The sequence below is a fragment of the Brevibacillus sp. MER 51 genome, from assembly GCF_023714195.1.
Taxonomy (GTDB): domain Bacteria; phylum Bacillota; class Bacilli; order Brevibacillales; family Brevibacillaceae; genus Brevibacillus.
Genome location: NZ_JAMAUS010000013.1, coordinates 21,940 through 47,542, shown reverse-complemented (window position 1 = coordinate 47,542; position 25,603 = coordinate 21,940). Strand labels below are relative to the sequence as shown.

The following is a 25,603-nucleotide window of genomic DNA, read 5'->3' as shown; positions in this document are numbered from 1 at the left end:
GTTATGTGCTCCCACCTCTGCCAGAACAGATGCTCTGTGATGTTCCCATTGTAGAGAGGCAATGGTCGTTCGTCAATGAGCATTCAAAATTTTTTGATTATGAAACTTTTCTATGAGAGTAATCAACAATTCGATAAGGTTGGACACGCTAACCCTAGAGAACGCAAAAGACCGCCAGAAAACGCTGACGGTCTTTGCCTATCCTTTTTTTATAAAACAACTTCGATACGATCAATTATTTCTCCCTGTTCGTTCCATTTCACCGCGCGGTAAACGCTATCATGGTAAAACGTGAACCAAGCGCCTTGCTTGATCCCGTTGATGATCCATTCTTCTTTTGCATAGATGGAGGTCATCGGGTAATCGTCGTAGGCCATCACCCATAATGGATTTTGGTGAGCGTGTGTAGGCATGATGTCCGCCAGATGCAAAAGCACCTGCCCCTCTGTCTCCATCCGGACGATAGCATGTCCCTGGCTGTGACCACCTGTATGATGAAGCGTGATTCCTGGCACAACTTCGTGCGAAGCTCCATACGTCTTCACCTGATTCTCAATCGGACGCCAGTTTTCTTCCCAATATGTATTTTTCGAGCGAACATTCGGCTCTCTCATCTCCGCCCATTCCTGCTCCTGTACGTAGATGACGGCTTTTGGAAATGTAGAGACAAGTTGTCCTTCACGTATAGAGACAAGTCCGTTGGCATGATCGTAGTGCATATGTGTCATGATGACAATATCAATATCGGCAGGAGTCAACCCTTTCGCGGCAAGGGATTCCACCACTTGAGACTCTTCTTCCAAGCCAAAATTGCGCTTCTGTTTTTCCGTTAGCCGATCATTCCCCATACCTGATTCAATCAAAATACGCTTGCCATGAGCCTGTACCAGGATCGGGTCGGCACGCAAAGGGATTTGATTGAGATCATTCGATGGGTATCTTTTGCTCCATAGCGGCTTGGGCACCACTCCAAACATGGCGCCTCCATCCAGCTTCGTGAGCCCCCCTCTCAGCCAAGACAATTGAAACTGACCTACCTGCCATTCGTTCCCTATCATGATCCTGACGCCTCCTCGATTGCTCGGAATGATGATTGAAGTTCGAAAGCGAAAAGCACCCCGTTCAGGGTGCCTACAGCTTTTCTGCTACACTTACAGTTCTAGTCGCCGGGGCGATTTCTAACAGGAGATCACTCGATACAGCCTGCACTGTGACATCTGAATCACTTCGTCTATGATGAAGCACGAGTTGCGCTACCTTTTCAGTCTCTCGGTAAACGCTGATTAATGTCTGTAATGGATTGGCACTCCCGCCCGCGATCAACTTAAACCCCGGGGCTATCGTAAACGTCCATCCCTCCACCTCTACTAACGGTGCTAACGAGTACAGGAAGTAACGTTTCCCTAAGAGAATGCCATTATGGTTCATCAAGGCGAGAGCCCCCAATCAAATGAATTTGAACAGTATAACTTCATTTTGCAAAAATTAGCGGTGGTTGAAAAGCGATTCGACAAAACTTCTAAAAAGACGACATACTTTTCTTAATCATATCCGATTCGCCTTGTTTTCGAAATAGAAAATCTTTTCAGCACCTTAAATCGCTCTTCCGACGGTCGCACCCTCCAAAATAGCTCGCTTGGCATCGAGCTCTCCCGCTTCTTTCGCCCCGCCTATGAGGTGCACAGGCAGCCGATCAAGCAATGCGTGGTATAGCGCATTGTTGGAGGTCGCTCCAGCCGCTACAATGACCGTATCAGCGGGTATCATGCGTTCCTCGCCGTTCTGAATAAAATATACCCCTTCTTCTGCAATCCGGCTATATTCAATTTGTGTCAGCATCTCCACGCCACGTTTCTTCAGGTTGGCGAGAACTGCCCAGCGCGTCGTCTTGCCCAAGCCCGATCCGACATGCTTCCCACGCCGCAGCATGCTGATTTTTCGTTTTCGCTGTTGTAGTTGCTGTACAGCTTTTCCATCAAGAATCCGATACTCCTGCAAGTATTCCGCTGCCTTCGGTGAGATCGTTTCGTCGTGCATCAGCAAATGGGACAAATCACACGCGATTCCTCCCGCACCGACGATGACCACTTGTCTACCTACCTTGGCTCGCTTTTCAAATACCGCATCATATCCCTTCACATGTCCGAGCTCCATACCTGGAATCTCTGGACGCCGTGGAATGACTCCCGTTGCCACCACAACTTCTGCAAAGCCCTCTTCGATCAAGGCTTCTGCCTCTGCCAGTGCTCCCAGCCTGATTTCGACACCAAGACGCGCAAGCTCTGTCTGATAATAGCGAAGCGTCTCATTAAATTCCTCTTTGCCAGGCACCTGTCTGGCGTAGTTTAATTGTCCACCGATCTGTTTTTTGGCCTCCATGATGACCACCTGGTGCCCTCGTTCAGCCAGCACACGAGCTGCCTCCAAGCCGGCAGGACCCGCGCCGATTACAGCTACCTTCTTGCGGTTTTCCGCCGGAACCAACTGCCACTCTGCTTCTCTGCCGACGAGAGGATTGACCAGACAGGAGGCTACCTTCCCATCAAAAATATGGTCGAGACAAGCTTGATTGCAAGCAATACATGTATTTACCTCATCAAAGCGTCCTTCTTTGCTTTTCTGAACGATATACGGGTCCGCTAAAAATGGACGGGCCATCGAAACCATATCACTGCATTCTTCATACAAAATCTTCTCAGCCTGACGTACGTCGCTGATTCGATTGCTGGCGATAACCGGGATGTTCACGACCTGCTTGACTTGCTGGGCTACCCATACATATGCTCCACGCGGCACCATCATGCCAATCGTCGGTACTTGTGATTCGTGCCAGCCAATTCCGATATTGAGAGCATCAACACCTGCCTCCTCCAGCATTTTGGCAAATTGCAATGTCTCTTCCATCGTCGTACTATCTGGCATCAAGTCCAATCCCGACATACGGTAGATGATTGGATAATCCGGTCCCACTGCTTGGCGGACACGCTTAGCCACCTCAATGCCAAAACGTGCTCTGCGTAAAAAGTCCCCACCCCACTCATCTTCTCGTTTATTGGTCACTGGGGACAAAAATTGATTGATCAAGTATCCTTCCGAACCCATGATTTCTACGGCATCAAAACCAGCTTTTTTGGCGCGGACGGCACCATCAGCAAAGCATTGGATCTTAGATTCGATCTCCTCTGCGCGTAACTCTCTCGGCTTCCAACGGTTAATCGGTGCCTGCAATGGCGATGGGGCTACCGGGTCTAATCCTGTCGCTTCCTTGTACGCATAACGCCCGGCATGGAACAGCTGCAACGCAATTCTTCCATTGGCTTGATGAACCTCTTTCGTGATCAGGCGCAATTTCTCGATATCCTCGTCTTGGTATACATTGCAATACTCGTCGCCCATGCCGCCTTCTGGATGTACGGCAGCCCCTCCAGTCACGATCAGACCTGCCTCTCCATTTGCACGCTCTGCATAAAAGGCAGCAAGGCGCGCTACACCATTCTGCAGCTTTTCAAATCCAACGTGCATGGACCCCATCATAATCCGATTTGGCAACGTCATCGAACCAATCTGAATCGGTTCCCATACTTTTGAAAGTTCCACGTTAAACGCCTCCCAACGAGTGAATGCTCATTCATTTTCATTATCTATACGATTCTCTCTCTCCTCCTCATATTCCTCCCTACTCGCCTTTCATGCAAAAAGCTCAGGACATTACGCCTGAGTTTTCCTTATGTACAACCTATTTTCTTATGTGCCGAGTTTGACGAGCATCCCCAAATCCCCGGAAAACCTGGCGATGGTTTCTGTAAATGCCATATCCTCTTCTTCTGTTTGCGGCATCTGCACGACAAAGTGATAATCCAGCACGACATTCGCTTCTGCCTGTATGCCAGACTCCACAAAGCGGCGCTTTTCGGTCAGCGAGCACTCAGCTACCAAGCTTTTTGCTTGCGTCCATAATTTTTGAATCTCCTCATCTTGCAAGCAATAAGGATAGACAATTTCCACCTCAATTTCACAGCTGTCCTCTTCCGTAAGTGGAAACAAATGAATGGTAGCCGTTGGTTGCTTCTCGTTCTCCGCCTCGGAAAATGTGATCAGAACCTCTTGCCCTTCCGATTCTTCCAACAAAGAATGATCAGAGCGCAAAACGATATCTGAGATCATTCCATGCATATGTAACTGTTGATTTAGTTTTTCCACCATAAATTGTAGCACGTACTTCTTTCCTCCTGTTTCACGATATCCTCTCGTAGCAGTATAGCACGACTTCTACAGATGCGAAAAACCCCTTCACGAGGAAGGGGTCGGTGTATTGTTCATATTTTTTTGATTCATGAATTCTGACAGCCACGCACGACGTACTTCTTTGTTTGGACAGTAGCCTAAAATGTAGCTTTCTCCGCGCATATATTTTTCCTTAATCCACTCTTTATGCTTGCGGAAAAAGGCGTGCTGGAAATCAATCGGCATCTGCTGATATTCTTCCAAAGCTGAAGGATTCTGGAGGAAAAAATCTTCATCGTACACAAACTCTTCATTTTGTTGGCGGCTGATCAGGTACACAAAAGCAATCACCAAGAACAGGTTCACCAAGAAAATCGTCATAGAAATCCCTCCAGTCAGTAATAATTATCTGATTAATCTGTCTTATCAGCATATTATTATTGTACCACGAAATTGGTGTTTTCTAAACCTTTTCCATAAACGAATTTTTAAAAATTTATATGAATCGACAAGTACGAAAGCACCCGCTCGTGATGAACGGGTGCTTTCGTACTTGTTAGGAGTTCGTGCTCGGACCATCTGTAGTTGAAGGACCAGCATCCTGATTGGACGGCGGGATGTCCGGCGGTGGAGTAGAGTTGTTGCCGTTATTACCTGTTGGTACAGTTTGGGTTGGATCAGTCGCAGGCGTCTGTGCTCCCTGACCTTGATCTGTCGACTGACCTTGCCCTTCTGGGTTTACGACATCAGGTGGCGGCATTGCACCTTCATTTGTTGAACCATCTTGATTGCCTGTTGAATTTGTCGGCTCTTGTTCTTTCGGAGCCTCCGTTTTATGTTTCGCTGACGTTGACGTAGCTGATTCTGTCGTTTTCTTCTTAACGCTCTTTTTGTTGCTTGTCGCAACCGCTTCACCAGAACCGAGTATCGGGGAATTGTTAAACGCTACTGCACTCCCGGTCACTCCCATCTCTGACTGCAAGGAATTGCGAACAGACTCGAGCTTTTCTTTTTCGAGATACGTATATCCTCCCTGCCAATATGCCCCATTATCCAATGCAGTGACCGTAGAGGAATTAAATCCTTTGAAATCGTAGGCCAATCCTTTGATCTGATCTTTGGAAAGATCGGTATGTATATTCTTGGCACCTACGTCCATAACGTTAAATATCTTCGTCAAGCCTTCAAGAGAAGCCGCTTTGTCCACGACAGCCTTAATGACCTCTTGTTGGCGGCGGTTACGGTCGAAGTCACTGGAATAGTACTTCGTTCCACGGTTGTCATGACGATGTCGAACATAACCAAGTGCTTGCTCGCCATTCAATTTTTGAAGTCCTGGCTGGAGATTGATGTGTGTATCGTCAGTTGGATCATCGTATACCAGTCTGCGATCCACATTGACTTCTACTCCACCCAATTCGTCAATGACCGCTTTGAAACCATCAAAATCAATGGCTACAAAATGCTCAATTGGGATACCCAGTATTTCATTCAACGTTTTCTTGGTTAAAGAAATACCATCTTCGGTAACCGTCTGGTTATTGCGCTCTGCTTGCCTGCGTTCTGCTTCGCCATTGGCATAGACAGAATTGATCTTATGGTAGTCGCGATAGCCTGGGATTTTGACGCGTGTGTCCCGCGGAATCGATACCATGGTAACTTTCTTTGTCTTCGGGTTAGCAACTGCCACGATCATTACGTCTGTATTCATGGAACCTGTTTCAGGACGGGAATCAGAACCAAGCAATACAAACGACATTGGCTTATCCGAGTAGTAAACAGGATCGACATTTTGGGATACTGGCGAAGTAAATCCACTGTTTGTAGGGCTCGTTACTTCCGTCAGAGTGTCTTCAATTTTCCAATAAATTGCTCCAGCCACACCACCAACCAGCAGCAAGGTGATCAATGTGAAGGATACCACGAGTTTACGTATTTTTCGACTACGGCTCGGCTGTTTCTTTCGAGAAGCTGAAGCGCGTGTTTTCACAACAGTATCTGGCATATGAATCAGTCTCCTTGTTCGCGCACGCTTTTTGACAAAGTAAAGGGAGGCACGATTTTGAATTGTGCCACTCGACAATATGCACCACTTTTTTCTTCAGTTGGCAATACTCTGATTCAGGTATTGTACCATAACGTTGTCTGCATTTGTAGAAAAATGTTCCTTTAAACGAAAAGTCCCCCATCTTTTTGTCGATAAGGGGGACTTTAGTTTCACATATCATTTTTGGCTTATTGCAAGCCGCGTGGTGCCTGACTAAATCCCTGCACAGGACCTTCAGGACGTTTGTTTTTGGAGCGGTGTGAATCTCCGCCCTGTCGAACATGGCTCTCTTGTTTCCCGTTCACATCATTCGATTTCTTTTCCATGACATACACTCCTCCTCTGTACCAACTAACGGGTAGTGTACGTCAAGCTATGTATTTTCATTCCCTGTCGAGGAACTCTCTTTCTTTAGCGGCATAGTAATCTTTTCGTGCCAAAAGGACATCGATATCGTATCGTCCATTTCCTTTTGTTCGCATTTCGGCCAGAGCAACGCCGAAGGCTGCTTGTTCTGCAAGGGACAACGTTTTGTTTTGCGCATAAATGATCCCGGCAGCAAACGCATCTCCCGCAGACTCTCGAATCGGCATAGCCGGGGCAGCAAGCCATTTTTCCTCCCGTTCAGTGCACAGCCACAGCCCTGCCTCCCCACAAATGACCATGACCTGATGAATACCTTCAGCAACCAATTTTTTCGCGCATACTTCTACATCATTATAGGAATGAAGGGTTTGGCCACCTAACACTTCCAGTTCATCAATGCTCGCGACTAGTATATGAACGCCTTCAAGCAACCCTTTCCATTTTTCTGCTTTTTTCACAGAAACAGGGTCTACGATGACCTTTTTGTCGAGTCTCCTCGCTTCCGCCAAAAATGCCCGCATAACCTCGACAGGAAGATTGGCATCAAGAAACAAGCCTGCAGCCTGAGGCAAGCACTTAAGACCTTGCTGGACAATCTCTGCTGGCCACTCTTCATTTAGTTCCATATCAGCGACAGCCGTGTACAATTCACCATCACGATCACGAATAGCCAAGTAGCGCCCAGTCGATTTCCCTGCGATTCGCATCATGCCATGGGTAGCCACTCCACTACTTGCTGTGACCTGTCTTAACCACTCGCCATCTGCATCTTCTCCAACCAAAGCAAACAGCTGCACTTCTTCTCCTAGCCATCCCAGATTTTCCGCCACGTTTCGAGCTACGCCGCCTGCCGCTTGATGCACTTCACCCGGATTACTTGTTCCGGGCAACAGTCTGGCAGAAGTGACTCCCTGCACGTCAACATTGGCTCCACCCACGCATAGCCAGTATTCTGTTATACCTTCCAGCATTCCCCCTAGCCTTCTGCTCATGGTCTAGTCCATTGTGCTTCTCTCTTTTTTCGACAGCGTCTTCCTTTTTACCTACCTTTTTAAAAACTTCCTGACAGATCAAATCCTTTATATCCAACCATCATATTCCCAGCATTCATGGATGACGTCCTGTAGAATCCGTGCTACATTGAAAAAAATGAAAAAGTAAGTTACGAAAGAAAGGTTGGGGATGAACTGACATGAGTGCCTCATCGACACCCATTCAATCTACACCTGCAGGGACTGCGGCACCGACTGTCTATCGCATGCTCTTTGCCATTAGCATTGCGCATCTGTTAAACGACAGCTTGCAAGCAGTCATCCCTGCATTGCTTCCTATTGTAGAGAAGAATCTAGCATTAACGTTTACACAAGTCGGAATGATTTTGCTCGTCATGAATCTTACTTCATCTGTTTTGCAACCATTCGTCGGTTACTTCTCCGATCGCAAATCGATCCCTTTATTGCCACCTCTGGCGTTGATCGTATCGGGATTGGGGATGCTTGCACTCGCTTTCTCTGGCAATTACTATTTCGTACTGGCAGCAGTCGCCTGTGTTGGAATTGGTTCAGCCATCTTCCACCCAGAAGCCTCACGCTTCGCCCACTTGGCATCTGGTCCTCGCAGAGGGCTGGGGCAATCTATTTTTCAAGTTGGGGGAAATGCTGGTCAAGCACTCGCTCCCTTGATGACGATCTTGGTCTTTGCGAACCTGGGACAGACAGGAGCTGCCTGGTTTCTGCTGCCCGGGCTATTAGCTAGCGGCATCTTGCTCTATGTTGCGCTCTGGTATCGTGGACAACAGCGTTTGAAAAAGGCCACTGCCGCACCTCTCACGTATACCAATCGAAACAAGCGGCTGATTGCTCTCGGCCTCCTGATTGTCATCGTCAGTGTGCGTTCCTGGATGAATGCTGGCTATCAAAGCTTTTACCAGTTTTATTTGATGTATGTGAAAGATATGGATTATGCCAACGCACAGCTTGTCATTTTTGGTTTTCTTTTCGCAGGAGCGATTGGGACATTTTTTGGTGGACCGCTGTCGGACCGGTTCGGAAAAAGGAATTTGCTCATCCTCTCCACACTCGGTTCACTGCCGCTGACATTGCTGACCCCTTACGTCTCCGGCTTTTGGGCCTTTCCATTGCTGGTGATCAGCGGCTTTATCATGCTTTCCAGCTTCTCCGTCACGGTCGTATATGCCCAAGAGCTATTGCCTGGCAAAATCGGTACCGTATCCGGGCTGATTATCGGACTTGCCTTCGGAATGGGAGGCATGGGCGCTCTCGTATTCGGCTATCTCGCCGATCTCTACAGTCTGAGCTTTGTCATTCTGTTATGTTCGTTCCTCCCGTTGATCGGGTTTATGGGCTTTTTCTTGCCGAAAGACAAAACACTCCGCGAATGGGCTCACTAATCTATGCCAATAAAAAGTCAAAACAAAAACCCGAGGACACACATCCTCGGGTTTGCTTCATGTTAGGGAATCTAGACCAATACACCTGTTGGTGCGCCCAGCACTTGGGCAATGACTGGCGGATACACTTCAGGCGTACCATACAGTCTCCAAGTACCGTCCTCACCTTGACCGAACAAGCCATGGATCATCCAATCTGCTGACAGCATAGTACCCCAATCAACGCCAATAGACAGCTTGATTGTCTCGCCATTCGCACGTTTTGCCGTACAACCAGATGCAGTGATCTCTTGCACGAGCAAGGATTCTTCCGTGATATCTTTGAGCGCCACCGTGTTGCTGTAAAGATTTTGAGTCGCTTCTTTTTCCAGCACACCACGCAAGCGATAGGATTCCGGCAATGTTTCCTTCAACTCGGCGAACAGTGGCTGCATGACAGGATAAAGCGTGTATGGTCCTTGCTTATCCAGCCACTTGAAGAACGCCGTCAAAACAGACATCAGATTGGTTCCCAATGTTTTGGTCGTTGCGTCCGTGCGCGTGAAAATGTCGTGGACGAGGAAGTATACCAGGTCCTCTCTGCGCAACTGCTCCCATGTGAAAGATGGGCCAAACGCTCCTCTGACGAATGAACGGAAGTTGTTCATGACCTCATCATACTTTTTGACGGTTGCTTCCGACTTGCCATCGGTCATCTCTTGCACGAAGCGATTGATGTCCGCAAGTCTGTCAGGATGTACAGTGTACACACTCTCCGGCAATCCCTCGATCAACGGACGGCGCAGCAGGTTATGCACATGCAGGCTGTCATTTGACAACGAGAGACGAGGACGAAGCATGTCCATTCGGATAAAGCGAGCCAATCCTTGTCCAACTTTATGATCCTGTTCCATTTGCTCCATCAGTTTGTGGAGTTTTTCATGCAGCTCCTCGTTTTCAGTAGCCGCAACCAAGAGCGGAGCCAAATCATCGAGCTGTTCATGGGAAGTAACCAGCCATTTTTCAGCAAAATAAGTTTGGACTGCCCACTGCAACACTTTTGGTGGCAAGGTAGGCTGACTCGTGATAAACAGAGTTCCTTTGGATAAACGAGAGCCCGTTGAAGTAAGAACGCGGATCTCCTCTTCGCTCTCAAATGCAAGCAGCAGCAAAAGCTCTGCGACTTCATCCAACTGCGGTGCATACCCTTCCAGAATCAGGCTGTCATCCTGCAAAATCACTTCTGCTTGTACTTCGTATAGCTCCAGCAAGGCATCCTTTAAATTCGGGAACAAATGCTCTTCCTTGCGTGTCGCATATACCCATATCTCACGTGCACCATCCCGTTTTTTCAGCTCAAATGAAGGATTCGACTCGATTACTTTCAATAGCTGTTTACGGTCTGGCATAGCATAGGTACGACGCAGAAGCGATTCTTGCTTCGGCGCTTCCGACTCGCTTGCCGCTTCACCAAATTGAACGATGAAATGATACAGCTCTGTCGTATAGCTTCTCTTGCCCGTATCTGTCTTCGCAGCTTCTACTTCTGGATGCTGTTGTAACCACTCGAGCAGGCTTTCCTTGACATGTGGCTGCAAGATGATGCTGCCAGAGAAGAGCATATCACGCAGACCCAGATTCAGCAGGCGCCCTACGATCAATTGTCCAGGGACAACATTCAACGTATTGGCGCGAAGCAGATAATGTTTTTCTTCCGAAATCGGGTGTTGAACCGTGATGACATCACGCTCCACTTCCACGATTTCATAAACATTCAGGTGCAATCCAGCAAACGCACGGCGAAGATCAGGCTCCATCCGACGTCCATGCTGTTTGATATAGTTCTCAAGCAGCGTGCTTCCACCTGTTTTGACGTCCAATACACACCAGTTGAAGAAATGGGCAGCCCATTCAGGACGTGCGACGCTCTCTTGGGTCAAGCCTACTTCTTCGGCAAAACGATTGCGTGCTTCTTGAATCGTCTCGCTGGTTACATTTGCGCCGACAAAATGATTCAGTCTTTCGACCCAGCCAGCGTATTCTTTTTGCAGCTTTTGCTCGTGGCGGCTACGCAGCTCCGTAATAGGAGTAACAACCCCACAGCATTTTTTGTATTTTTTTCCGCTCCCACAAGGGCACAGTTCGTTTCTTCCTACCGACATAGAGGGTTTGGATCTCCTTTCCATCCCACGCGGCATGCGCGGGGAATCATGCACAATCCCCCTATTTTACCGCATTACTCGTCATGTGTTCAAGTGTTCTCGCTTTGGTTCATGTGCGATACCCACATCCGTGTTGTTGCTTTCCCATTGGACAATAAATTGTTCCAGACGATTCATCAACCTGACGATGCGCTGCTTCTCGCCCATGCATGCTGAAATAGCAGAGAGTTGGTTCGTGGCAAAAAGCTCCACCACTTCCTTCTCCATTTCTTGAAGGCGAATCCGATAGCCCGCGATAACCTCGCGCAGGATGGCAAATCTCTGCTCTAACCGGATCGTAGCCTCAAGTTGACTCATTGTTGCTCACTGGTCGCTAGCACCTGTTGAATGCCAAGTACGATCTGCTCATGCTTATGTTTCTCTTTCATGAGCACTTCTATAGCTTGCATATTGCTTTGTTGAAAATGAGCGACAACTTCTTGGGACATTTCTTGGTTTCTTGTCTCCAAGCGGCTGATAGCTTCTTGCATCAGTTTTTGTACTTCCTCGAGAACTTGCTGGTTGGTAATGGTAGACATAGTAGCTTCCTCCTTAGTAAATAATCGTTCTTGTTGTTCTTCCACCTGGTGTAAGGGATTCGCTGGTTCTTCCGATGCAATTTCTTCTGAGACGGACTCGCTGTTTCCTATCGATACAGAAGGGGCAGCAACAGCAACCTCGAGGGCCGCCTGCTCTTCCTTGGAATCTTCGCTACGAGCAATGATGTACATGGTATCACCGTCAATGCGGAAGCGGTCATCTTGCGCTGGGAGAAAAGCAGCATCTGCAGCAATGCCTACTTCCTGCTCCAGAAAATGGACTAATGTGCGAGCAGAAACCTGCGTAATGCCATTGTCGCGGCAAAACTCATACACTTGGTCATTGCCCAAAGTCCACTCTGCCAAAAACCATCTGCTGTCGCCTTGATATTGCACAAAGCGAGGATCGCGTTCCAATTGCAGCATACGAAGAATCTGATTCCAACCAAACTGCGTTTGACGACGCAGCTCTGCGACAATTTGCTCAAGCTTTTTTGGTGTTTGGCTATCGCGCAAATAGCGATGAGCCAAGTCGTACACTTGATGCGGCTGGTGAGTGACCTCTACGATCGCCTCTGAGCTTCCAACTCGCACTGGAGACTGCTCCATGTTCAACACTTTATCCAGTATTGTCTTGCAGTCCAGATCCAAAAAAGCATTCAGCTCATTCGCTTCCATCCGGGAGCAGATCTCCGTACGTGGAAGGGAGCGCTCACCGGGCCGGAATACCTTTTTTACAATACTTGGTAGGGTATAAGTTGGCCGTTTCATTGCACTTTCTCCTTCTCGTGATCGGCATTGTTTGCCAAATCAAATGGGAATCAAGAAGTTATTCTACAAAAAGAAAAAAAATCCTACCTGCCTTGAAGTGTTTATGAATTCCGATAATGATGAAAAGGAAAACCCGACGTGGCTTCTACACCATATCGGGTATTGGTTATTGGGTAGCTTTCCATTCCAGCCAGGTTTCCTCCACCGCACCCGTTGCAGCATCAATCTGCAGAGACTTGGCATCGGCTGTCGGTAAATAGGCCAGCTGCGGCAGTTTCGCAGAATGCGTCCCTACCTTCGGATACCAGTATGCCAAGCGCAGATTTGCTTCTTTGACATACGCATCCTTTGCTTTCTCACCCTTCACAATACCGTCTTTACTGAAGGTAGCAGGCATGGACGGCAGGTCATTTACTTGAGCAAGGACTACATTGCCCTTCTTTGCGTCCACTTCCAGGTAGAACAGTGGTCTCTTGGTAGGGATACCGTCCATCTCAGGGTGAAAAGCAAAGCTACTGACCGGCCGCACCAGATTTTGATCTGCCCAACCTGGCAGATTTTCTACAAGACTCGTCTCCTTTACAAAGAAGGATTGTTCTTTGGACGATAAGTATTTCTCCACAAATTGTACGGCGATGTTTTTTGCCTCATCATGCGTGAGCGGCTTCTCAAGCTCCTTTTCTACGGGACCGTCCAGTTTGAATTCAATAGGTGATTTTGTTTTACGGTCGAGCGTAATCCACGCGCTTTGATACGAATTCGCATTCCATTCATGGCGATCAATATCACTGTTTTTATACTTTTTGTCTTCTTTTACATTTTTGTACGTGCGTTGATTTAGCTTCAGGCCAAAATCCTTTTCGAGCATCTGCTCCATTTTTTTCGTATCTCGCCAGACGCCCATGTCTGCTGTTCCTTTGATTTTCATCGTCTTATTCGCTGTTTTATAAACAGATGGAACTGCTTCACCAGACAGAGCATCTATTGTTGGCAATTGGTCAGGGACGTAAACGAGCTTGCCCGCTGACTCATCGTAGACCAATTCCAAGGATACCTTGTCTTGCCACTCCTTCATTGCCTTCTCTAGCGGTACAGCCTTGCTTGGGTCCGCTACTTCTTCTGCGGTAGGAAGCTTTAGCTTCTCTTGCTGAAAATGGACAACCTGACCCTTTGCGTCAACCATGACCCGAGCTGTCTCTTTATCCACCCATGTATTGTTCAACTGTGGGTAGACACTGACAACGGCCAGATGATCCAGCTCAGATGCGCGATCGAAAGAAAGCATCGCTTGCGGGGAAATAACATGATCAACTGTTATGTAATTCCGGATAAAGTCCACAGCCTTTTGATAGGCTTCCTTTTGATTGATTTTGGGTGTTTTGTCCCGATTCACATCATACAGGACAAAACTGGTCATATCTCCCTTTGCATTCGTGGAGATAGTGAGCGTTGTATTCGTGGTAATGACACTCTTTCGGTCCGAAAGATTAATGACATACCCCGAGTTGCTTGTCCCTCCGTATGAGTCCACATGAAGGTCTTTCATGAGAGGCACATAGTCCTCTTTCAATTCTGTTAACAAGTGGACGATGTCTTCTGGCAACTCAATCGGTTCCAGACTCGATTTGCCATCATACGCATAGGAAGACAACGGATGCAGAAGTGCCACTGGTGTCGTGACCATGCTGACTGCCAAGACAAGCATGGCAGCTCTGTTTCGCTTTTTCATAGGAATACCTCCTCATTACAAGACATTACTGTTAAGACGAGCTTCCTGCAAAAACGTTTCTGATTTATCTAAAAAAAGCCAACTGCTTCGTTTTGCTTGGCAGTTGGCTTTTTGTTCCATGGATTAATACCCGCGCCAGACTTTTCGTCTAAGCACGCCAGCATACGCCCATTCCTCTTCTTCCGGCATGTCCGCTAGTGTTTGGCTCAAAGCGTTCATTTTGCTGTCGATCTGGTCCAGGTAATGGAACATGACAGCTGTAGGCGTTTTTCCGGATACAGCACTTCCCCAGCCGTTCTCTACCTCTCCATGATGACTCAAAATGCAATGCTTCAAATGCAGAACCTCCGCGTCCCCTAAAGAAATATCGAGCTTACGACAAATGCCGCTTACCATCTCGACTCCCATGACCAAGTGACCAATTAGCTGACCTGGCGTGGTGTAATCCGGAGCGATGGGATCAGATAGCTCGTACAGTTTTCCAATATCGTGCAAGATGCAAGTCGCAATCAGTACATCCCTGTCTACTTGGGGATACAGTGGCAAGAGGCTCTGTGCCGCTGTCAACAGAGAGACGATATGCTCGAGCAAACCGTGATAATAGTTGTGGTGCATACGAACGCCAGCCGGATAATGGCGAAGGCGATCCTGAATCTCCTCTGTTGCCAACGCTTCTTGAATAATGGCCTTGAGCGTGGCACTCCGCAGGCTTTCGACTGCATGGGTAAGCTTTGTCCACAGTTCATCTACTGGAACGGGCGAGATCGGAATAAGCGACTCCATCTGAACTTCGTCTGAAGCGGCAGCCGGTCTGATCCGTTGAATCACTAGTTGCTTTTTCCCACGGTACATTTGGACGGCAGCGTCGATCTTCACGACAGACTTGACGTTAATCCATTCCTTCATTTCTGCATTGACATCCCACAGCTTTGCCATGATCGTACCGGAGCGGTCTCCCAGCTCCAGATTTAAGTATTCACTCTGATTACTCGCTACGCCCGCTTCCTTGTTTTTGATCAGGCAAAAGGCGACAACACGCTCTCCCTCTTGATAATCCAATAAATATTTCATCTATTTGCCCATCCTAGCTTATTTTTTACGGAACAGGGTTTCTTCCAGCTTTTTCACTATTTTTTTGCCGACCAAATCATCCGCTGATCGAATCACCTTCGTAATGACGGCCAAGAGGTCTTCTTCGCCATTCCAATGCTCGCGTACAATCGACTCATCGATATCCACCAAAATCTTGCGCAAAGCATAAACAGCCAGAATGACGTCGTCCAGAAGTCCGAATCCGCCGACTAATACCTCTGGAATAAAATCAATCGGAGTAATGAAGTAGGCAACCGCTACACCCGCTAACGCTTTTGATTGAACACCTACGCGCTTGTCCAGCAGAAGGCGGGCCAAGAGAACAAACAAATCTGGTGCAAGCAAAATAAAGTTGGCTACAGAATCATTGACTCCCTTGTCTTTAATGAACGCTTCGATTTTTTCACGCAATTTATCATAAAATCGCTGATGTTTTTCCGGTAATACTACAGGAACCAGTTCGGTTGGCTTGTGAACCACAGGCAGTAGATTTTCGTTGCGGTTTTCTTCACTCATTCTGATCCCTCCGTAATTGCTTTTTTACATTTGCCTTGTGCCTGAAATACGACCAGGCTGCGATCAATGCCAGCAAAGCGATAAAGAAGATCGCAAGGTTACGGGCAATCAAATCAAACAGCTCATCCCAGCGTTCTCCTAATTGCCAGCCCAGCGTCACGAAAAGCAAGCTCCAAAACAACCCACCCAAATAGGTATAGAGCATGAAAGTCGGAAATGGCAATCGCGTGATCCCGGCAAAATAGGCCGTAAACTGGCGAACACCAGGGATGAAATAGCCTAACGGAAGCGCCCATTTACCGACGCGATTAAACCATTCTTCCGTTTTTTTGTAAACGGTATAGCCCATCCCCAATCGTTTCCCATATCGTTCGAGAAAAGCGTAGCCTAATGTTCTGCCGATCCAGTATGCCACCGTCATCGCCGTAACAGAACCGAGAAAGCAGACGAAAAAAGTAGGCCAATAATCCAATTTTCCCGTTGAGACAAGAAATCCGGAAAAAACGAGCAGCGTTTCTTCAGGCAAGGGCATTCCCAAAATTCCTAGAAAGAACAATCCAAACAAGGCGCCATACCCATATTGCGAAATATAGTCACCAAAGGTTCCCATTACACCTTCCACGAATGTCACCACTTTTCCAGCAAGCTGCCCTCTTCCATTATGCCAAAAGAAAGGCGCATTCACAAATCAGAGCTCCTATGGCAACTATTAATTTTTGCCAATTGGGAGATACTCTACAACAACAACCAAAAAAACGAATCCAGCTTCACCATTCGCCATACCCTTAGGGAATTTTGCGGACAAATGACTTGGGACAAACGAGGGATAGCACGGATGTGGAAAAAAGCATATCGAAAGCTAAAATTCGAATACTACAAGGTGCTGAGAATGAAAGGGGCTCCAGCTTTTGTCGCCCGCGGATTTTCGCTCGGAATCTTCATTGAGTTCATTACTCTGCCTACTTTTGGCATCGCGTTTCTGTTGCTTTTCCCGCTATGCAAGCTGTTTCGTGCCAGTTTGCCTGCTGGTTTGGTTGCGTTTGTCATCGGAAAGCTCATCTTACCGCTTTTCATTCTTTTCAATTACAATATTGGATACGTGTTGATCGGCAAACCGTTACAAGGGCATTCGAACCATCACGAGTCTGGGATGCAATGGCTTGTCTGGGTGAGGGAAAAAGGACTTGTCTTTTTCACCGGGAGTGCCATCATGGGGCTTTTTGTCGCGTTAGCGAGCTACTTTCTCGTTTTAACTGGCCTTCAATGGTATCGCCGCAAGAAACTACGGCGCTCATTACCTGAGGAAAGTCCTAATCCCTAATTGCTCGAACGAAAAAGACCGGTCCGACAATCGATGTCAGTCCGGTCTTTTTTGCTCGCAATGTTATGCAAAGTAGCCTTTATCGTGCAGGTGCTCCATGATTTCGGCAACAGTTTTGTCTTCTTTCAAGAGCTCCACGGTTACTTCCACTTGCTCTGGGGACAAACCGTTCGCTCCGAGGCTTTCCTTGATCAACACGTCGTTAGGGCGACGGAAGTACGTTTGCAACGTACGCTTCACACGTCCTTCCAGACTTGTTCTCAGCATCAATTCAGTCGTAGACATCTGTTCCACCTCTTTCCTAGAAAGATTTGCGTAACCCCTATTATCTTATAAAACCGTGGAATAATCAACCTTTCTGCGAAAGAGCTTCCTTGCATAGTTGATCCCAGTTTTGCTCATGGGAAGAACGGAGATGTTCATCGATCGATACACCATCATACGTCAGTTGGGAAAACTGTTCTTTGAGTACATCTTCCTCTACGTTATTGGCGATACCCTCGAAAACAACTGCACGTGCATCCAACAAATACTGGCGATCCCGTTCAATCCGATGCAGGATTTCCTCGCGTCCTTTGGCAGGTACTCCGTGCCCAGGAATGACTTCTTCCACTTCTCCTTGGAGAACCAACCGTTCGATCTTTTCCAGACTTTCCAAATAGGCACCGCTGTCATCGATAAACGGAAACTCCAAATTGGATAGCATGTCACCGACAACAAGCAGCTTCTGCTCCCGGAACAAGGTCGCCATCTGATCGGCTGTATGTCCTGGTACAGGCAAGAAAAAGACTTCCTGCCACTCTTGTGCATCGTCCACTAATTTCATGAATGTCGGCATTCCTACTTCATACGATCTGACCACGTAATACGATCCGTCAAACTTTTTCGCTTTGTTTAGCTTACTCTCGATCCGTCCATCGGTCAGGATTTCCTTTTGCGCAATGACTGTGGCATCCGAAAACTTGCCTACTCCGACAACATGATCCCAATCTCCGTGAGTGAGGACAAGTACGAGCTCTCTTCCATTCCTCTCACTTTGCACATAGTCAGCAATCGCCTCTATCTCATGAGGAAAATAGGCCGGATCAAACAAGTAGAGACGTTGCTCGGTTGCTACAACTGCACTGGTCGTTTGCCATAGACAACTTGTAAACAGCTTGTAGGATTTTGCCATATCTATATGCCTGGCATGATATTGCGCTTATGCTCAGAGATTCGATGCAGGTAATCGATGCGTTCTTTGGCTTCCGGTCGAGTTTCCCCTGTAATCAGCAAACGATCCAGATCCTCATAAGTGAAACCCATCTCCTGTTCATCCGTCTGTCCTTCCCACAAATCGGCAGAAGGCGGCTTCGTGATGATTTCTCCAGGCACCCCGAGCTCAGCAGCAAGAATTCGCATCTCATGCTTCGTCAAGCTAGCTACTGGATTAAAGTCGGCAAGACCGTCTCCGCCTTTTGTCATATAACCAACATGAATCTCACTGCGGTTGCACGTATCCGCTACCAAGTATCCTTTTTGGTTAGCGATGGCGTACAGCACTGTCATGCGCAAGCGAGCCTTTGTATTTCCCTTTGTTTTGTCATCAAGCCCAAGTACACCCTCGATCGCAGGTACCAAAGCATCGTAGGCAGGCCCTACATCTACTGTGTGCAAATTCAATCCAATCGCTTCAGCAAGTCGCTTGGAATCTGTTTCATGAACGGTTTGCGAGTAAGCAGGCAACCAAATGCCAATGACGCGTTCTGAACCTAATGCACGCACACACAGCGCTGCTGTAACGGCACTGTCAATCCCACCAGAGATGCCAACGACTGCACCGCCAAGGCCATTTCCGTCAATTTGCTCACGAATAAAGGCAATACGTTTTTCCACGTCTTCTTTTACATGAATCTGGTAGTTCGCCAGATGTTCTTGAAACTTGTCCACGCTACCTACCCCCAGGGTTGATTATTTCTTCCTCATCCTACCATGCCGTTTTCGGTGTGGCAATTGGCGCAGAACAGGACTACACTATATACTATAGAGAGTTCTTGACTAACGAGGAGAAGGAGAGAGTCGATGATTATCCTCAAGACACCTGAAGAAATTGAACTCATGCATGCAGCAGGTCAGATTTTGGCTGCTTGTCATCGTGAGATTGCCAAGATGATTCGTCCAGGCATTTCTACCTGGGAGATTGATCAATTCGTTGAAGAATTTTTGGCTGAAAATGGCGCGACCCCTGAGCAAAAAGGGTTTCATGGATATCCTTATGCCACATGCGGTTCAGTAAATGATGTCATCTGCCATGGCTTCCCGAAAAAAGAGCCTCTGCGTGATGGCGATATCGTTACCATCGACATGGTTGTTCGCAAAAACGGTTGGCTGGCTGACTCCGCTTGGTCTTATGAAGTGGGAACCGTGTCTCCGGAAGCGAAAAGACTGCTGGAAGTCACTGAAAAATCGCTGTATCTCGGTATTGAGCAAGCTGTCGTAGGCAATCGGATCGGCGATATTTCACACGCCATCCAAACGTATGCGCAAGCACAAGGCTACTCCGTCGTGCGCGATTTTACCGGACATGGTATCGGTCAGGAAATGCATGAGGAGCCGTTCGTTCCTCACTTTGGCCCTCCCGGGAGAGGTCAACGCCTCAAAGAAGGCATGGTCATTACCATTGAACCCATGCTGAACATTGGGACGTATCATGCAACGGTCGATGAAGATGGTTGGACAGCACGTACTCGCGATGGGAAGCTGTCCGCTCAATACGAGCACACCCTCGCTATTACCGCGAATGGACCTCTTATCTTAACAAAACAATAAGGATGTACGAAGAGCCCTTGCATTGTCAGGGCTTTTTCTTTTTCTCCCAATGTGCTCTGTCGCACATCCAAACGTTGACATCCCTTCTGCCGCTCCGTATGATTCAAGTACGTTTTGTTACTACTCAGTAACAAACTTATCCGACCAGCAACCGCTAAGCACAAGGAGGGTTCCATCCCATGTCCGATACAATCTCATCTAAGCAACTGCGAGATATCCCATTGTCTGTTCTCGATTTGGCACCTATTACGGAGGGTAGCAACGCTGCTGAATCGTATAAAAACAGTCTCAATCTGGCGCAACAAGTGGAAAAATGGGGCTTTACACGTTATTGGCTCGCCGAACACCACGCAATGCCCAGCGTAGCCAGCTCTGCCACCTCCGTTCTCATTGGTTACATTGCCGGCGGCACCAGCAAAATCCGTGTAGGTTCAGGCGGCATTATGCTGCCCAACCATGCTCCACTCGTGATCGCCGAGCAATTCGGGACATTGGAGTCCCTCTATCCAGGCCGGATCGACTTAGGTCTAGGACGGGCACCCGGGGCGGACCAGCGAACAGCACGTGCGCTACGCCGCGATTTGCGGGTTGGCGGAGAGGATTTTCCAGAGTTATTGGAGGAGCTGCGTGAATATCTTCGTCCACGAACAGACGAGTCGGCATCAGCCATCCGCGCTATCCCTGGCGAAGGTCTGAACATCCCGATCTGGCTGCTCGGTTCCAGCGATTTCTCAGCGCGACTCGCGGGCATGCTCGGATTGCCGTTTGCTTTTGCTGGGCATTTTTCACCGAACTTCACCTTGCCCGCCTTGCAGACGTATCGCCATTGTTTCCGTCCATCGGAAGTACTGGATCAGCCATATGCCATGGTTGGGGTCAACGTGATGGCAGCCGATACGGATGAGCTCGCGAATCGACTCGCCACTTCCCATTACCAGGCATTCTTAAATCTCGTCCGCGGTGATCTCAAGCCAATCCAACCACCTGTGGACAATATGGATGAACTGTGGAGCGAATTCGAAAAACTGTCTGTCCAAGCTCAACTGCGTTCCTCCATCATTGGTAGCCCTGTTACCGTGAAAAGCAAACTGCAAGAGTTGCTCGATGCCACAGGAGCAGATGAGCTCATGATTACAACGCAAATGTACCATCATGCCGACCGTGTGCGCTCTTTTGAAATTGTCGCCGACGTCTGGAAGTCCTGAATGGGGGATGGTATATGACGGAAGCAAAACGGCCTCGCGTACCTCGTGAAAAAGCACAAGAGATCATCTTGAACGCTGCTGAAGAATTGTTTTATCAAGAAGGGATCCATGCCGTCAGTGTAGATGCCATCGTTGAGCGTGCCGGAATGAATAAAATGAGCGTCTATCGGCAGTTTTCCTCGAAAACAGACCTGATTCTCGCCTACATGAAGCGCAAGCAAGACGTTTTTTGGCAAGAGTGGGAAGAGAGCATCGCCAAACATCCCAATCGGCCACGAGAGCAACTTATTCAGTTTTTTGCTGATCTGGCTGCGCGCGCGTCCAACGAGCAATTTCGCGGCTGTTGCTTTATCAATATAGCTGTCGAGTTTCCTGATCCGGTTCATCCAGTTCGCGAGCTGGTTTGCTCCCATCAGAAACGAATCCGCGACGCTTTTTTGGAACGCACGACTGCCCTTGGCGCTGCGAATCCATGCGAGTTGGCCTATACGCTGATCTTGTTGATGGAAGGTACTTACGCGGATAGCCAGACGTACGGAACCGATAGTGCAGCGATCCGCATGGTTCCTGGCATCGTAGAAAAAGTTTTGGACCAAGCGCTTCCCAATTAAAAAAGTGGCTCCCTGCCTTCTTCCGGCAGTTGCCACTTCCTCTTTTTGTCGCTCATGAAAGATGCTTTAGCGCTGAGCACTGGTCGCATACTTTTCTTGTTTCGCCGTCATTGCTTCTAATTCTTTGACGTCTTGTTCCAAGTCATGGATGTCTTCTTCAATCAGTTTTTTCAGATGTTGCTTTTCCCGCAGGATTTTGCGGGTTTGCTCCAAACGCTGATTCAAATCGAACACGCCGAGATACACTGCTTTTCCCTCCCTATGTAGGTTTTCCACCTTATATGTTATGCAGCGATTTCCAGAAGTTGCCGACCATTTTTTTGGTAGGATCAAAATAGGTAAACGTGAAAAGAGACTTCCCGTGAGCGTAATGCCCAGGAAGTCTCTTATTTGCTTTAAAGTCCTTTGTATTTGCCCAATTCTTCGCGCAGGCGATACACTTCCTGTACCAAAGCACGCTTTTCCAGACGGTCAATCTCTTGATCCAAATCATTCATACGTGCATGTCCACTATATGGCGCATCATACATTGGGAAGCTGTCAGAAGCGTATGACCACTGCTGTTCTTTTGGCATGATCATTGCCATCAGCAAGTAAAGCAGAATCGGTACTCCTGTAAAAACAGTAAGAACGACAACTCCTATACGTACCAGCGTAGAGTCAATGCGCAAAAACTGCGCAACCCCACCACAAACTCCAAATAACCGTTTATCATGATGCGAACGATATAGTCGTCTTTCCATCATTGCTTCCACCCTCTCTACAGTATCCGCTTGCCTTGTATCTACAGGATACCCGATAGGCGATTTCGGTAAAATGGTCCGTAGAGGGATTTGTCCTCCGTCGCTGGACGGAGATCAATCATTTGACAGGTGGCTCATAAACGGGACGTGGACGATCAAACTGTTCGCCCAGCGTCGCATACGTATGACCCGCTAATCGGCTGACGGGTGCAAATGCTGTAGCATCAATCCGTCCTGCATGATACAACTCATCCACTACATGTACATGCACCACTTCCCCGATAATCAAATCCGAAGTCGTTGGACTCCCTAATTCCACAATCTGATGCAGCTTGCACTCAAAATGGATGCGGGATGCACGCAGCCTTGGCACCTTGACGCGAACGGATGGTGCGACTTCCAGCCCCAATGCCTCTACCTCACTGATCTGCGGTGGATAATCAGCAGAAGTCTGATTGACTGCATCCACATTGTGTACGTCCACCATATTGACCACGAATTCTCCCGTTTGCATGATGTTTCGTGCCGTATCTTTTGGGACACTTCCCGGCTTGCGCATGACCGCAACCGAGACCATCATCGGTTCAATGCTGGCAACATTAAAATAACTGAAAGGAGCGGCATTGACGATTCCTCCCTCCGCTAACGAGGTAACCCAAGCGATCGGCCGCGGGACGATACACCCGATCAAAAGCTTGTATTTTTCCTGCCGCTCAATCTCATGAATGGCGATTTCCATTGCGTTTTTGCACCTCTTTCTATTCCTTCGGTGGCAACCAGCTTGCCATGTATGCGTCATCCTCAATTTCCAACGCTTGCTTTGTGACGTGTAGCGGGTGGAATGTGTCCAGCATGACAGCCAGCTCCTGCGTTTCTTTTTTCCCAATGCTCGCCTCTACCTTGCCTGGATGCGGCCCATGTGGAATCCCCATTGGATGCAGGGTGATAGACCCCTCATAAATCCCTTTTCTGCTCATAAAATTGCCATCTACGTAGTATAACACCTCGTCACTTTCTACATTACTGTGATAGTAAGGCGCAGGGATCGCTTGCGGATGATAGTCGTACATCCGCGGAACGAATGAGCAGATGACAAAGTTTTGACCGGCAAAGGTTTGATGGACAGGTGGCGGTTGATGAATGCGTCCAGTAATCGGTTCAAAATCATGAACACTCAGTGCATACGGATACAAATAACCGTCCCACCCCACCACATCGAACGGATGGAAGTCAAAGAAGTAGCTGTAGACCACGGACTGGCGTTTGACTCGCACCTCGAAGTCTCCGCTTTCCACATGCGTCACCAATTTTTCCGGTACACGAATATCACGTTCACAAAACGGCGAATGTTCCAATAATTGACCATGCTCGTTACGATAACGCTTTGGTGGCACGATCTCATTCTGGGACTCAATGACAAGAAAACGACTCTGCACAGACGGTACTATCCGGTAGGTCGTGCCAATCGGAATGACAAGGTAGTCGCCAGGCTTGTAAGTGAGCGTACCGAAAATCGTTTGCAGCTCTCCCTCACCTTGATGGACAAAAACAACTTCATCCCCATCTGCATTGCGATAAAAGTAATCCATCGGTTCTGTTGGTGCGCACACAGCCATGACGACGTCGTTATTCCCCAGCATGTAGCGACGTCCGAAAATCGGGTCTCCGCCCGGCTGAACATCAAACGTTTTAAAATGCTGATGCTTCAAATCAACCTGCTCCACATATTCCAAGCGGACGTCTGCATATTTGCGCGTCTCCCTCACTTGGGTAGGTGGATTGTGATGATACAGAATCGATTGAATCCCGGAAAACCCTTTTGTTCCCATCACTTGCTCGCGGTACAGTCCCCCATCCGGCTTGTAAAACGTCGTATGCCGCTTTTTTGGAACTTCCCCCATTCGTTGATAAAAAGCCATACGTTCCTTCCTCCTTTTTTCATCCTTATTCACAAATCGTATTGCGAAGCACACCGAGGCGTTCCACCTCTAGCTCCACTACATCACCTGGCGCAAGCCAAGGATACTGCTCTGTTCCCAGCTCCAAAATGCAGCCAGTCCCTACTGTTCCCGATCCGATAACATCTCCGGGATACAAGAAGCAATCCTCCGAAGCACGGGCAATCATTTCTGCGAATGTATAGTGAATGTCCTTGAAGTTTCCTTTTGAATACTCTCTGCCATTAATGCGTGCCACCATTTCCAGATTGTAGCGGCTGCCCTTCTCGCCTGTGATGCGTACATCCGCAAGCTCCTCAGGTGTAACCAGCCAGGGCCCCATGGCCGTTGCGAAATCTTTGCCCTTGGCTGGCCCCAAGCCAACCTTGACCTCCTCCCGTTGTATATCCCGGGCGCTCCAGTCGTTTAAAATACAATATCCAGCGATGTGCTCTTCCGCTCGTTCTACTGGAATGTTTACTCCTGCTTTTCCAATCACGCAGGCAATTTCCAGCTCATAGTCCAGCCACTCGGTTGCTTTGGGTCTGCGAATATTCGCTTGCGTCCCCGTAAAAGCTGCTGCATTCGAAAAATAAAAAACGGGGAAGTGGTACCATTCGGGCACCATCGGAAGTCCGCGTTTGGCTCGCGCTGTCTTCACATGAGCCTCGAAGGCGTAAAAGTCACGAAAGCTGGCGGGACGCGGAAGTGGCGAGCCTAGCTCGACCTGCTCCAAATCCCAGCCTTCCTCTGCCTCATATGCGGTTTGGATAACGGGTAGCCAGTTTGCCCACTCCTCAAGCAAACCTAGCACTGTACTCGGCGCCCCCGGACACGCATGCGCAATATCTTTGACTTTTCCTTCGCGCACGAGCCCTGCTCGCCAAGCATCCCTTTCCCTTTCTCGATAGGAAACCAGCTTCATGAAACCCTCTCCTTCTCTTGGGCAAATAAGAAAACCTATATCGAGGCTTGCTCAAGGATGAGCGACCGCGTATTAGCGGAATGTTTTCCGTACTATCGGGAAGAAACCCGAAGAGGTGTATGCTTTCCGATATGATAAGAAAACCCAGCTCACCCCCAAGGCAATTCCGGCGCATGACA

The 25,603-nt window shown here is 48.2% G+C and carries 28 protein-coding genes; 5 read left to right on the top strand and 23 right to left on the bottom strand.

Annotation, left to right across the window (positions count from 1 at the left end):
• Window positions 1-209 precede the first annotated feature (209 nt).
• From M3630_RS23790 to M3630_RS23755, 8 genes are all read right to left on the bottom strand, one after another.
• Window positions 210-1,058 carry a YtnP family quorum-quenching lactonase gene (locus tag M3630_RS23790; protein ID WP_251253742.1) on the bottom strand — a complete coding sequence of 283 codons (849 nt, stop codon included), beginning with the start codon at window positions 1,056-1,058 and terminating at the stop codon, window positions 210-212.
• 73 nt (window positions 1,059-1,131) lie between these two features.
• A complete protein-coding gene (locus M3630_RS23785) occupies window positions 1,132-1,428 on the bottom strand; it encodes a hypothetical protein (protein WP_173612308.1) in 297 nt (98 codons plus the stop codon).
• Window positions 1,429-1,593: 165 nt separating this feature from the next.
• A complete protein-coding gene (locus M3630_RS23780) occupies window positions 1,594-3,597 on the bottom strand; it encodes an FAD-dependent oxidoreductase (protein WP_251253741.1) in 2,004 nt (667 codons plus the stop codon).
• Window positions 3,598-3,744: 147 nt separating this feature from the next.
• Window positions 3,745-4,215, bottom strand: a complete 471-nt coding sequence (locus M3630_RS23775; RefSeq protein ID WP_251253740.1) for a hypothetical protein — start codon at window positions 4,213-4,215, stop codon at window positions 3,745-3,747.
• Window positions 4,216-4,290: 75 nt separating this feature from the next.
• Window positions 4,291-4,605, bottom strand: a complete 315-nt coding sequence (locus tag M3630_RS23770) for a hypothetical protein (protein WP_007717017.1) — start codon at window positions 4,603-4,605, stop codon at window positions 4,291-4,293.
• A gap of 175 nt (window positions 4,606-4,780) precedes the next feature.
• Window positions 4,781-6,229, bottom strand: a complete 1,449-nt coding sequence (locus M3630_RS23765) for an LCP family protein (protein ID WP_251253739.1) — start codon at window positions 6,227-6,229, stop codon at window positions 4,781-4,783.
• Window positions 6,230-6,459: 230 nt separating this feature from the next.
• A complete protein-coding gene (locus M3630_RS23760) occupies window positions 6,460-6,597 on the bottom strand; it encodes a hypothetical protein (protein WP_007717021.1) in 138 nt (45 codons plus the stop codon).
• A 57-nt stretch (window positions 6,598-6,654) separates the two neighbouring features.
• Complete coding sequence (locus tag M3630_RS23755; protein ID WP_251253738.1) at window positions 6,655-7,608, bottom strand: carbohydrate kinase family protein; 954 nt, start codon at window positions 7,606-7,608, stop codon at window positions 6,655-6,657.
• 221 nt (window positions 7,609-7,829) lie between these two features.
• Here M3630_RS23755 and M3630_RS23750 point away from each other — a divergent pair, with 221 nt between their 5' ends.
• Window positions 7,830-9,047 (top strand): MFS transporter, encoded by a 1,218-nt coding sequence (locus tag M3630_RS23750; protein WP_221868813.1) that lies wholly within the window; start codon window positions 7,830-7,832, stop codon window positions 9,045-9,047.
• Window positions 9,048-9,118: 71 nt separating this feature from the next.
• Here the strand turns inward: M3630_RS23750 and M3630_RS23745 are convergent, their stop codons facing one another.
• The 7 genes from M3630_RS23745 to M3630_RS23715 all read right to left on the bottom strand — a co-directional run bounded on the left by M3630_RS23745 (window position 9,119) and on the right by M3630_RS23715 (window position 16,484).
• A complete protein-coding gene (locus M3630_RS23745) occupies window positions 9,119-11,188 on the bottom strand; it encodes a YecA family protein (RefSeq protein WP_251253737.1) in 2,070 nt (689 codons plus the stop codon).
• Between the two features lie 81 nt (window positions 11,189-11,269).
• Window positions 11,270-11,545 carry a hypothetical protein gene (locus M3630_RS23740; protein ID WP_173612276.1) on the bottom strand — a complete coding sequence of 92 codons (276 nt, stop codon included), beginning with the start codon at window positions 11,543-11,545 and terminating at the stop codon, window positions 11,270-11,272.
• Window positions 11,542-12,537, bottom strand: coding sequence for a hypothetical protein (locus M3630_RS23735; protein WP_173612275.1), 996 nt, complete (start codon window positions 12,535-12,537; stop codon window positions 11,542-11,544). The genes M3630_RS23740 and M3630_RS23735 overlap by 4 nt, the downstream gene beginning before the upstream one ends.
• 166 nt (window positions 12,538-12,703) lie before the next feature.
• A complete protein-coding gene (locus M3630_RS23730; RefSeq protein ID WP_251253736.1) occupies window positions 12,704-14,266 on the bottom strand; it encodes a YcdB/YcdC domain-containing protein in 1,563 nt (520 codons plus the stop codon).
• Window positions 14,267-14,389: 123 nt separating this feature from the next.
• Window positions 14,390-15,337: a 3'-5' exoribonuclease YhaM family protein gene (locus M3630_RS23725; RefSeq protein WP_173612273.1), complete on the bottom strand. Its 948-nt coding sequence runs from the start codon at window positions 15,335-15,337 to the stop codon at window positions 14,390-14,392.
• 18 nt (window positions 15,338-15,355) lie between these two features.
• The gene (locus M3630_RS23720) at window positions 15,356-15,874 is read right to left on the bottom strand and encodes a YkvA family protein (protein ID WP_173612272.1); all 519 of its coding nucleotides are present in this window, start codon (window positions 15,872-15,874) and stop codon (window positions 15,356-15,358) included.
• Window positions 15,867-16,484, bottom strand: a complete 618-nt coding sequence (locus M3630_RS23715; protein WP_255688732.1) for a DedA family protein — start codon at window positions 16,482-16,484, stop codon at window positions 15,867-15,869. The genes M3630_RS23720 and M3630_RS23715 overlap by 8 nt, the downstream gene beginning before the upstream one ends.
• Before the next feature lie 225 nt (window positions 16,485-16,709).
• Between M3630_RS23715 and M3630_RS23710 the strand changes: the two genes are divergently transcribed.
• A complete protein-coding gene (locus tag M3630_RS23710) occupies window positions 16,710-17,195 on the top strand; it encodes a DUF2062 domain-containing protein (RefSeq protein ID WP_251253735.1) in 486 nt (161 codons plus the stop codon).
• A gap of 63 nt (window positions 17,196-17,258) precedes the next feature.
• On the opposite strand, the gene M3630_RS23705 is transcribed toward M3630_RS23710, so the two are convergent.
• From M3630_RS23705 to nadE, 3 genes are all read right to left on the bottom strand, one after another.
• Window positions 17,259-17,480 carry a hypothetical protein gene (locus tag M3630_RS23705; protein WP_017250368.1) on the bottom strand — a complete coding sequence of 74 codons (222 nt, stop codon included), beginning with the start codon at window positions 17,478-17,480 and terminating at the stop codon, window positions 17,259-17,261.
• Window positions 17,481-17,544: 64 nt separating this feature from the next.
• On the bottom strand, window positions 17,545-18,369 hold the full coding sequence (locus M3630_RS23700; RefSeq protein WP_251253734.1) for an MBL fold metallo-hydrolase: 825 nt from the start codon (window positions 18,367-18,369) through the stop codon (window positions 17,545-17,547).
• Window positions 18,370-18,371: 2 nt separating this feature from the next.
• The gene (nadE, locus tag M3630_RS23695) at window positions 18,372-19,124 is read right to left on the bottom strand and encodes an NAD(+) synthase (RefSeq protein ID WP_173612269.1); all 753 of its coding nucleotides are present in this window, start codon (window positions 19,122-19,124) and stop codon (window positions 18,372-18,374) included.
• A gap of 132 nt (window positions 19,125-19,256) precedes the next feature.
• On the opposite strand from nadE, the gene map reads away from it, so the two are divergent.
• The 3 genes from map to M3630_RS23680 all read left to right on the top strand — a co-directional run bounded on the left by map (window position 19,257) and on the right by M3630_RS23680 (window position 21,819).
• Window positions 19,257-20,003: a type I methionyl aminopeptidase gene (map, locus tag M3630_RS23690; RefSeq protein ID WP_173612268.1), complete on the top strand. Its 747-nt coding sequence runs from the start codon at window positions 19,257-19,259 to the stop codon at window positions 20,001-20,003.
• 179 nt (window positions 20,004-20,182) lie between these two features.
• On the top strand, window positions 20,183-21,208 hold the full coding sequence (locus tag M3630_RS23685; RefSeq protein ID WP_173612267.1) for an LLM class flavin-dependent oxidoreductase: 1,026 nt from the start codon (window positions 20,183-20,185) through the stop codon (window positions 21,206-21,208).
• A 14-nt stretch (window positions 21,209-21,222) separates the two neighbouring features.
• Window positions 21,223-21,819 carry a TetR/AcrR family transcriptional regulator gene (locus M3630_RS23680; RefSeq protein WP_251253733.1) on the top strand — a complete coding sequence of 199 codons (597 nt, stop codon included), beginning with the start codon at window positions 21,223-21,225 and terminating at the stop codon, window positions 21,817-21,819.
• Between the two features lie 66 nt (window positions 21,820-21,885).
• Here the strand turns inward: M3630_RS23680 and M3630_RS23675 are convergent, their stop codons facing one another.
• The 5 genes from M3630_RS23675 to M3630_RS23655 all read right to left on the bottom strand — a co-directional run bounded on the left by M3630_RS23675 (window position 21,886) and on the right by M3630_RS23655 (window position 25,424).
• Window positions 21,886-22,065 carry a hypothetical protein gene (locus tag M3630_RS23675; RefSeq protein ID WP_047068559.1) on the bottom strand — a complete coding sequence of 60 codons (180 nt, stop codon included), beginning with the start codon at window positions 22,063-22,065 and terminating at the stop codon, window positions 21,886-21,888.
• 149 nt (window positions 22,066-22,214) lie between these two features.
• Entirely contained in the window at window positions 22,215-22,565 is a 351-nt protein-coding gene (locus M3630_RS23670) for a PspC domain-containing protein (protein WP_173612265.1), read from the bottom strand.
• A gap of 115 nt (window positions 22,566-22,680) precedes the next feature.
• Window positions 22,681-23,301: a flavin reductase family protein gene (locus M3630_RS23665; RefSeq protein ID WP_173612264.1), complete on the bottom strand. Its 621-nt coding sequence runs from the start codon at window positions 23,299-23,301 to the stop codon at window positions 22,681-22,683.
• Between the two features lie 19 nt (window positions 23,302-23,320).
• Window positions 23,321-24,481, bottom strand: coding sequence for a homogentisate 1,2-dioxygenase (locus tag M3630_RS23660; protein ID WP_173612263.1), 1,161 nt, complete (start codon window positions 24,479-24,481; stop codon window positions 23,321-23,323).
• Between the two features lie 25 nt (window positions 24,482-24,506).
• Window positions 24,507-25,424: a fumarylacetoacetate hydrolase family protein gene (locus M3630_RS23655; RefSeq protein ID WP_251253732.1), complete on the bottom strand. Its 918-nt coding sequence runs from the start codon at window positions 25,422-25,424 to the stop codon at window positions 24,507-24,509.
• Window positions 25,425-25,603: the final 179 nt, after the last annotated feature.

Coding starts and splice junctions, on each gene's coding strand:
- M3630_RS23790 (WP_251253742.1), bottom strand. CDS start 1,058: ATGATAGGGAACGAATGGCAGGTAGGTCAGTTTCAATTGTCTTGGCTG.
- M3630_RS23785 (WP_173612308.1), bottom strand. CDS start 1,428: ATGAACCATAATGGCATTCTCTTAGGGAAACGTTACTTCCTGTACTCG.
- M3630_RS23770 (WP_007717017.1), bottom strand. CDS start 4,605: ATGACGATTTTCTTGGTGAACCTGTTCTTGGTGATTGCTTTTGTGTAC.
- M3630_RS23765 (WP_251253739.1), bottom strand. CDS start 6,229: ATGCCAGATACTGTTGTGAAAACACGCGCTTCAGCTTCTCGAAAGAAA.
- M3630_RS23760 (WP_007717021.1), bottom strand. CDS start 6,597: ATGGAAAAGAAATCGAATGATGTGAACGGGAAACAAGAGAGCCATGTT.
- M3630_RS23755 (WP_251253738.1), bottom strand. CDS start 7,608: ATGCTGGAAGGTATAACAGAATACTGGCTATGCGTGGGTGGAGCCAAT.
- M3630_RS23750 (WP_221868813.1), top strand. CDS start 7,830: ATGAGTGCCTCATCGACACCCATTCAATCTACACCTGCAGGGACTGCG.
- M3630_RS23745 (WP_251253737.1), bottom strand. CDS start 11,188: ATGTCGGTAGGAAGAAACGAACTGTGCCCTTGTGGGAGCGGAAAAAAA.
- M3630_RS23740 (WP_173612276.1), bottom strand. CDS start 11,545: ATGAGTCAACTTGAGGCTACGATCCGGTTAGAGCAGAGATTTGCCATC.
- M3630_RS23735 (WP_173612275.1), bottom strand. CDS start 12,537: ATGAAACGGCCAACTTATACCCTACCAAGTATTGTAAAAAAGGTATTC.
- M3630_RS23730 (WP_251253736.1), bottom strand. CDS start 14,266: ATGAAAAAGCGAAACAGAGCTGCCATGCTTGTCTTGGCAGTCAGCATG.
- M3630_RS23725 (WP_173612273.1), bottom strand. CDS start 15,337: ATGAAATATTTATTGGATTATCAAGAGGGAGAGCGTGTTGTCGCCTTT.
- M3630_RS23720 (WP_173612272.1), bottom strand. CDS start 15,874: ATGAGTGAAGAAAACCGCAACGAAAATCTACTGCCTGTGGTTCACAAG.
- M3630_RS23715 (WP_255688732.1), bottom strand. CDS start 16,484: ATGGGAACCTTTGGTGACTATATTTCGCAATATGGGTATGGCGCCTTG.
- M3630_RS23710 (WP_251253735.1), top strand. CDS start 16,710: ATGTGGAAAAAAGCATATCGAAAGCTAAAATTCGAATACTACAAGGTG.
- M3630_RS23705 (WP_017250368.1), bottom strand. CDS start 17,480: ATGTCTACGACTGAATTGATGCTGAGAACAAGTCTGGAAGGACGTGTG.
- M3630_RS23700 (WP_251253734.1), bottom strand. CDS start 18,369: ATGGCAAAATCCTACAAGCTGTTTACAAGTTGTCTATGGCAAACGACC.
- map (WP_173612268.1), top strand. CDS start 19,257: ATGATTATCCTCAAGACACCTGAAGAAATTGAACTCATGCATGCAGCA.
- M3630_RS23685 (WP_173612267.1), top strand. CDS start 20,183: ATGTCCGATACAATCTCATCTAAGCAACTGCGAGATATCCCATTGTCT.
- M3630_RS23680 (WP_251253733.1), top strand. CDS start 21,223: ATGACGGAAGCAAAACGGCCTCGCGTACCTCGTGAAAAAGCACAAGAG.
- M3630_RS23670 (WP_173612265.1), bottom strand. CDS start 22,565: ATGATGGAAAGACGACTATATCGTTCGCATCATGATAAACGGTTATTT.
- M3630_RS23665 (WP_173612264.1), bottom strand. CDS start 23,301: ATGGAAATCGCCATTCATGAGATTGAGCGGCAGGAAAAATACAAGCTT.
- M3630_RS23660 (WP_173612263.1), bottom strand. CDS start 24,481: ATGGCTTTTTATCAACGAATGGGGGAAGTTCCAAAAAAGCGGCATACG.
- M3630_RS23655 (WP_251253732.1), bottom strand. CDS start 25,424: ATGAAGCTGGTTTCCTATCGAGAAAGGGAAAGGGATGCTTGGCGAGCA.